Genomic DNA, 6,842 nt, shown 5'->3' on the forward strand with positions numbered 1-6,842 from the left:
TCCTCACTTCGTCTGAGGAGGCCGTCCCCGTGGTGATGGCGGGTCAGGCCAACGGTGTGGCCGCGAGGGCTTCTCGCAGTTCGCGTGCGGCGGGTAGTTGCCGGGCTCCGCGGGGGAGGGTGCTGGCGAGTTCCTGGCCCCGGCGGGCGATCAGGCCGGTGCGGTAGGCGGGCGGGAGGGCGGTGATGATGTGGACTGCCTGGGTGCATGCGCTGTCGTGGTCGCCACCCGCGGCCGTGCACAGGGCTTCGTCGAGGTGGATCAGTGCGGGGGACATCACCGAGGTGGGGCTGATGAGCCGGAGGGCTTCGGCTTGCATGTCGGCGGCGGGGCCGGTGTCGCTGATGCCGGTGTAGGTGCGGCTGGCGTGCACCAAGTGCTGCTGGAGGGGATAGCCGTACCAGGTGCCCGAGGCGTCGGTCTCGCGCAGGCGGTCACGCACGCGCTCGGCGTCGGTTATGGCCTGGCGGGCTTCGGCGTGGTGGCCGAGGGCTGCGTGGGCTCGGGCCTGGGCGGCGGCAGCGAGCGCGTGGGCGGCTGAGTTGCCGTCGCCGGCCAGGGTGCGGGCGCGGTCGGCGAGGCGGAGGGCGGCGGCGGGCTGGCCCCAGTTGAGGGGCACCATCGCCTCCCGTGCGGTCACCCAGGCGTGCACCGTGGTGTCGCCGCTGGCCTGGGCAGCGGCGGAGGCGTTGGCATACCAGCGGTGGGCATCGCGGGGGTGGCCCATGTCGCCCAGGACCAGGGCGACGATGCCGGACAACTGCGCGCAGACCCGCAGGACCCGCTGGCGTTCGCCGGTGTCGAGTTGCTGCACGAGGAGCCGGCCCACGTCTTCGACGTCGAGGAGGGCGTCGTGCAGGACGGTGATGGGGGCGCGTCCGCCGTAGCCGCAGCCGTAGCGCCAGGCGGTCTCCTCCCACTGGCCGATCACGGCATCTCGTCCGGCTGCCGTGGTGAGGGCGGATTCGGCCCGGGCCTGCTGGCCGGCGAGGAGTTCGAGGACCGGCGGGGACAAGGCGGCGCTCGCCCCGAGGGCGGCCCGGATGATGGTGCGTCGTTTCATGTCGTCTTCTCCCTCCTCTCCCGCCGAGGGGGATGCCGAAGCGCCATCGCCGAGAGAGCGTGTGGTGGTGGGTTGGGGAGGGCATTGGCCGGGCGAGAGTGCTCCACCGGCCCTCAAGGCGGTGTCGCACGCTGCCGTCGGGTCCTTCGACAGCAGGTACTTACCCGGTGGGGCGTGAAAGACCAGCGGTCGGTCGCCGTGGACGCGGCCGACGGAGACCGATGCCGCGTTATCGGTGGCCTTGGCCCCGGACCCGGCGGTGCACGTCTTGCCGGAGGTCTCTAAGTCCAGGTTGAGGACCTGCGCGACGTACGGGAGCCAGTGCCTCGGTGCGCGCTCGCCGTTGAGCCACCGGCGGGCGTACTGGCGCTCAAGGGTGCCCGGGGGCCGCCCGGCGGCGATGCTGACTTCCCGGGCGAGCTTGGTGGGGCCCCAGCCGCGTTCCTCGCACGCGTGTCGGATGAGTTCGGAGAGTTCTTGTCTGCTCGGCACGATGCCGTCGCCTCCTGGCCTACGCGGGCCTACAGCTGCCCTACATCCTGGCCCCTCCTCGCCTTGTCCGTACGGCCGTTGACTGAAGCACACCGCCCGGGACGCGTGGGCGGATGAAGCGGCAGCGGGCCACCGGCGTCCCATCACTGTCTCCTCGCCACGTCGGCGGCCCGCTGCCTCCAACCCCTGGGACGAGAAGGAGACGACGGTGACGTACACGTGCCGTACGACCGGCGGCAGGAGGACCTGCGGTGACTGGGTGGAGCCCATGCTCGGCTGGATCTGGGCCCTGGGCACCCTCGCCGCGGCCGGCAGTCTGGCCGCCGTCGTCCACCACGACCTCGACCGCCCCGGGCAGGCCCCGGCCGCCCTGTCCCTGCCGGACGCGGCGGCCACGGCGACGGGAGGCTGGCGATGACCGCCGGTTCGAGCGCCATCGCCGCCGCCGAGGTCTTCGCCTACGCGGACGAGAAGATCAAGCAGGCCGCCGCCGATCTGTGGCCGGGCGGCACCGTGCGGCTGGGCCAGCACACGCCGAGCGTCACCGCCTACGTCCGCCGGCTGACGGTGGACGGGCGCCCGCTGTACGCGAAGGTGTCGCTGCTGGGAATGTCGCTGGTCTCGGTGCTGCGGGGCACGGCCGGGGACTGGGCCCAGGTCAGGGCGGCACAGGCCGCCTACCAGGGCTCGCCGGGCGCCCTGCTGGAGCGGGAGGCCAGGGGCCTGGCCATCGTGCAGGAGGCCGGAGCGCGGGCCTGCCGGGTCGCCGGACACCAGGACGGGGTGCTGTTCACCGAGCCGGTAGCCGGGCCGACGCTCGCCGACCTGCTGGCCAAGGACCCGCACCAAAGCGGCGAGCTGATGACCCGCGCGGTGGTCGAGCTGGCGGGGCTCCAGCGACCCGCCATCGCCCGTGCCGTCGATGAGGTGGCCATCACCGAGCGGGGCATCGGGGCGACCTTCGACCGGAAGTTCAACGGCATCAGCGGCCCCGTCTACCTGCGCAAAGCAGGCCAGGCCGGGGAGGTGCTGGGCGCGGTGGTCCTGCGGCTGAGGCGGCTGCGGCCCGCTCCGGCGGTCGGGCACCGGCCGGTGGTCTACGGTGACCTCAAGCCGGACCACGTCGTCTTCCCCGACGGCGCCGACGGGCGGCCGGTCTTCCTCGACCCCGGCCTGGGCCGGGGACGCCCGCAGACGGACCCGGCCAAGCTGATCTCCCGTGCCGTGCTCAGCCTGATCGCTTCCTCCCCGGACCTGGTCACGGCCGACGCCGTCGCGACCGGGATCGAGGAGTTCGCCGACGCCCTCACGGCCGACCTCGCCCCGGACGAGCGGGCCGAGTGGCTGCGGCACCTGGTGGTGCTCTGGCTGATGGACACCACCAACATCCTCAGCACCTACTTGACCTGCCCGCCCGACCTGCCCCTGCCCGAGCACGCCGGAAAGCTCACCGCCCGGGCGGAGACGGTGTGCGGCCTGCTTCAGGCCACGACCGCCGGCCTGGTCGCCGGGACGGATCCGCGGGCGGTGTGGCGGCTCGCGCTGGCCGACGTGGTGAAGGCAGCGAACCGGTGACCGCCGTCCGGGCCGGGGCGGTCGGGGTGATCGGCGCCGGTGCCGTCGGCCAGAGCGTCGCCATGCTGCTGGCCGCGGGAGGCTGGTGCGAGTCCGTCTGGGTCGTGTCCCGAACGGGCCTGTCGGCCCGGGCCCTGGTGACCGACCTGGAAGACATGTGCCAGATCACCGGCTCCCCCGTCCGGGCGGTTCACGCCGCCGACCCGGGCCAGCTTGTGTCCTGTGAGGCGGTGGTGGTCTGCCCGCGGGCCGAGTTCACCAACACCAGCCGTACCAACGTGCGGATGGCCGGGCTGAACGCGAACGCCCCCGTCATCGCCTCGCTGGCCCGGCAACTGGCCCGCTACCAGGGGCTGGTGGTCATGGTGACCAACCCCGTGGACATCATGGCCCGCCTGTTCGCCGAGGTCTCCGGCTGCCCGCGCGTCTACGGGGTGGGCTCGAACACCGACACCGCCCGCTACCGCCTCACCCTCGCCCACCTCCTGGGTGTGCCTGTTGAGGAGGTGGAGGGGCATGTGATCGGCGAGCACGGCGACCAGGCGGTGGTGTGCGCGTCGGCCACCCGGGTGAACGACCGCCCCGTCGAGGTGCCGGTCGGACAGGTCCGCCGCGAGCTGGCCGATCGTCCGGCCAGGATCAACGCCGGTCTCGGCCGCACCCGTTGCGGCCCGGCCGGCGCCGTCATCGCTGCCCTCCGCGCGGGCCTGGGCCTGGAGGACCGGGTGGTGGAACTGTCCGTCAACCACGAATGGCGGTGGATGGGAATCCCGTTGTGCTTCACCGCCGGAACCCCCAGCGTGTGCCTCCCCCCGCTCGATCCCGGCGAGGCCCGCCAGCTGGTGGCCGCCGACGTCAAGCTCCGCGACGCCTACGAGCCGCTGGCCCGCCTGCACGTTCCCGTACGTACCTCATGGAAGGAGAAGACCGCAGTGACCAGGACCGCTACCCGTATCGCCACGGCCAGTAAGGCGGTGGCCGTCACCAGCAACAGCACGGTGGTCACCGACTGGGCCATCCGTTACTTCGGCCCTGGTGGAACGCCGCCAGCACCACTGTCGATGACGGCTCGCAGGTGATCGCCGACGTCGCCCCGGACAGGGTGACGGAGATCGCCCAGCGTGTGGCCGACCACGCGCACGAGGAGACCGTCTACGCCAACTCGGCCATGGTCTTCGACCGGGACGACGACGGCACCGTCCTCGCCTCCCAGCCTGACGACAAGCTCGCCTACCGGGCCGAGCCCGGCGGACCCCTGTACATCTACGGCTGCGAGGACGTCCCCGTCGCCCTGGCCGCCGCCCGCCTCGCCCGCGAGGCCGTCCGCGGGCAGCTGGTGGCCGACGGCTGGTCGATCCTGCACGCCTCCGCCGTCGTCCGCGACGGGCAGACCGTGCTGACCCTTGGCGGCAAGGGTGCCGGGAAGACCACTACCGCCCTGCTGCTGGCCCGTGCCGGCTGGCAGCTGCTGGCCAACGACCGCGTCTTCATCCGCCGCGAGGACGACCGGCTGCGGGTCCTGCCCTGGCCCTCGGCCGCCGCCATCGGCCTGGGGCTGCTGGACGCTCTCGACTGGTACGAGGCCGTCCGCGAACGCCTCCGCAGCGGCGAACAGCTCCACCCCACCCAGCACCAGAAGGTCACCGACGCCCTCCTCTCCGGCAGCCGCACCCCCCTGTGGAAGGAGTCCGGCAAGGAACTCAAGCCCCAGTTCTTCCCCGACCAGCTCGCGAGCTGGCTCGGCCTGACCCTGGCCACCGAAGGACACGCCGCCCGCATCCTGTTCCCCACCATCACCCCGGGCGCCGAACCCGCCGTGGTGGACAAGGACCGCACCGTGGCACCCGGCGACTTCTTCACCCCTGGCACCGAAGACCGCTACCCCGACGTCTTCGGCCTCCTGCCAACCGAATCCACCGGAAACGAGCCTCTGCTGGACCTCCTGGGCACACTGCCACGGGCGTCCCTGGCCCTCGGCCACGACGTGAAGGCCAACACCGACCTCCTCAAGCGGATCGCTGCCTGAACGGGCTGGAGCCGGGCGCCCCACGCGGGGCGCCCGGCTCGCGCTTGCTGCCGCGGCAACTCCACCCGCAGCCCGGCCCGTTGTCACACCCCGCCGCCATCATGAAGCGCATGGACGACACCCGCGGCCGTTTTGCCGCCTGTGACCGGCAGATTCCCGCCTGGACCGGCACCGTCGGACCCGGCTGGGCATCCCTGCTCGACAAGCTCCACCGCGATCTGCTCGCCTGGACCCCGGCTACCGCATCGAGTCCTTCGCCGTGAAGTTCGGCGGCCTGCGGATCACCGTCGCCGACCGCTTCGAGAACGGCGAGTTTGACGGGGAGTTCGCCGACCGGGCCACCGCCCTGACCGACGCCGCCGAGACCGCCTCGGAAAACACCTGCGACGAATGCGGTGCCCCGGCCGCATCCGCCTGCGGGGCGACGGACAGCACGTGTGGATGCAGGCCCGCTGCGAGCCATGCCGCACCACCGTCCCCAGCAGCCCGGCCCCGGTCAGCACCGGCACGGACCCGGCATAACCGAAAGCCCCCACATGCTGGATCTGCGGCCCCTTCTACCCCTGCGGTCGCCCTCCGGCCCTTCACTCACAGAGGTGATCCGGCCCGCCCCGCCCGGGAGCCGGGCCGCCGTCCGGCACGGCGTGCGGGCCGTCAACGAGCCTGCTGGCCACCGAAGTTCATTGATCACCCGGGTGTTGTCATCTGATTACACTGCGCGGCCCCAGTGAGCTGACTTCGGATGGGGAATCTGCATGAGCTACACAGATCAGGACGTGCGCGAGGGCCGCACCCTGATGATCCAGGGCCGCGAGAAACCGGCTGGCGCTCCGGTGACAAGCTGCTGGCCATCACGGCCGTGGGCGGCGAGGCTGCCTTTGAGCGGTACTGCGATGAGATCGGTCTTCCGCTCCGGACCGGGCGCGAGTACCGGCACACCGCCCGCCTGTGCACGCCGGCGGTGCGGCAGTTCGTGGCGGACAGCGGCGTGCACCTGTCCTACACCGTCCTGCGCGAAGGTGCCCGGATCGGGTCCGGCGGCGGCCGCACGACGAGGAGTACGGCACCTTGCGGTCACTGCTGGACGAAGCCCGCACCTCGGGCGCCGGCCGCCTGCTGTGCTCCCAGTACCAGCAGGCCCTGGGCACTGGCCGGCCCTGCAAGAGCTGCTGGACCCCGCCAGCGGTACCTCCGTCGCCCGTTACCTCGGGCCCCTGCTGCAAGGCGACCCGGCCGAGCGCGACAAGTTCCTGCGTGACCTGGTGGAGGAGTACGACGGCGTTCACGATGCGATGAAGCGGGTCATGGACGACAAGCGCCGCCGGGACCGAGAAGGGCAGACCGGTTGCTCCGGCGGGCAGCGCGACAAGGCCCACGACCTGGCCCGGGACCTGATCCGGCTGAACGACCAGGCGGTTGCGCTGATGAACCGCTACCCGCGCAAGCCGTCCTTCACCGACGACCAGCGCTCCGCCTGCGAGGAGGCGCTCGGCACGCTGGAAGTCCTCGCCGCGTGGATCAGGGTGCGGCTGGAGGCCCCGAAGGCCGCCGCCGGCGCGGACCGCACCGCCGAGCGGGACCTGGTGAACGCGTGAGGGGGGAGATCGGCGTCGACAGCGAGGAGGCCCTGGAGGCCGACCTCGCCGAGTTCGCCCGGCATGAGCGCAAAGGCGGCTGGGCCCTGGC

At 72.4% G+C, this 6,842-nt stretch carries 7 protein-coding genes; 6 read left to right on the forward strand and 1 reads right to left on the reverse strand.

Going from position 1 to position 6,842, the window contains the following annotated elements; translation table 11 throughout:
* Positions 1-43: 43 nt before the first annotated feature.
* The gene (locus AC230_RS34310; RefSeq protein ID WP_049716380.1) at positions 44-1,063 is read right to left on the reverse strand and encodes an NsdA family TPR-like regulatory protein; all 1,020 of its coding nucleotides are present in this window, start codon (positions 1,061-1,063) and stop codon (positions 44-46) included.
* A gap of 700 nt (positions 1,064-1,763) precedes the next feature.
* Here AC230_RS34310 and AC230_RS32545 point away from each other — a divergent pair.
* The 6 genes from AC230_RS32545 to AC230_RS33695 all read left to right on the forward strand — a co-directional run bounded on the left by AC230_RS32545 (position 1,764) and on the right by AC230_RS33695 (position 6,751).
* Positions 1,764-1,973, forward strand: coding sequence for a hypothetical protein (locus AC230_RS32545; protein WP_157868547.1), 210 nt, complete (start codon positions 1,764-1,766; stop codon positions 1,971-1,973).
* Positions 1,970-3,130 carry a hypothetical protein gene (locus AC230_RS32550; protein ID WP_049716381.1) on the forward strand — a complete coding sequence of 387 codons (1,161 nt, stop codon included), beginning with the start codon at positions 1,970-1,972 and terminating at the stop codon, positions 3,128-3,130. Before AC230_RS32545 ends, AC230_RS32550 begins: the two co-directional genes overlap by 4 nt.
* The gene (locus AC230_RS34510; protein ID WP_338399795.1) at positions 3,127-4,209 is read left to right on the forward strand and encodes a lactate/malate family dehydrogenase; all 1,083 of its coding nucleotides are present in this window, start codon (positions 3,127-3,129) and stop codon (positions 4,207-4,209) included. Before AC230_RS32550 ends, AC230_RS34510 begins: the two co-directional genes overlap by 4 nt.
* A complete protein-coding gene (locus tag AC230_RS32555) occupies positions 4,206-5,156 on the forward strand; it encodes a phosphoenolpyruvate carboxykinase (ATP) (RefSeq protein ID WP_157868567.1) in 951 nt (316 codons plus the stop codon). The genes AC230_RS34510 and AC230_RS32555 overlap by 4 nt, the downstream gene beginning before the upstream one ends.
* Positions 5,157-5,266: 110 nt before the next feature.
* Positions 5,267-5,419: a hypothetical protein gene (locus AC230_RS32560; protein ID WP_157868568.1), complete on the forward strand. Its 153-nt coding sequence runs from the start codon at positions 5,267-5,269 to the stop codon at positions 5,417-5,419.
* Between the two features lie 855 nt (positions 5,420-6,274).
* Positions 6,275-6,751, forward strand: coding sequence for a hypothetical protein (locus AC230_RS33695; protein WP_241833211.1), 477 nt, complete (start codon positions 6,275-6,277; stop codon positions 6,749-6,751).
* The last annotated feature ends 91 nt before the right edge of the window (positions 6,752-6,842 follow it).

The organism is Streptomyces caatingaensis (assembly GCF_001187435.1).
Classification (GTDB): domain Bacteria; phylum Actinomycetota; class Actinomycetes; order Streptomycetales; family Streptomycetaceae; genus Streptomyces; species Streptomyces caatingaensis.